Here is a 279-nt window from a genome sequence, read left to right on the forward strand (position 1 = left end):
ATCAGAAGAGAGGGAGGAATGTTGGAAGGATGGTTGGGAATGGGAATGGTTGCAGGTTGTGGTAGTTGATGAATGGATTTGTAGTTGTTGGAGTAACGTGCATAGATGGGGTTATAGATGGGTTGTAGTGGGAGGAGATTGGGATTGTTTGGTTGATTATATTGGGTGATGTAGGGAAGGTGGTGGAAGAAGTTTGGATGTAGTTGGTTGTTTGGGAGTGGGGTATTGGGGTGAAGGTTATGGGACAATAGGAGAACTTGGAGATTGAGGGGATGTTGC

At 45.5% G+C, this 279-nt stretch carries 1 protein-coding gene; it reads right to left on the reverse strand.

Going from position 1 to position 279, the window contains the following annotated elements; translation table 11 throughout:
* A partial coding sequence (locus tag FS628_RS33280) for a MetQ/NlpA family ABC transporter substrate-binding protein (RefSeq protein WP_369008911.1) occupies window positions 1–279 on the reverse strand: 279 nt, incomplete at both ends.

The sequence above is a fragment of the Paenibacillus xylanexedens genome, assembly GCF_007676705.1.
Lineage (GTDB): Bacteria > Bacillota > Bacilli > Paenibacillales > Paenibacillaceae > Paenibacillus > Paenibacillus xylanexedens_C.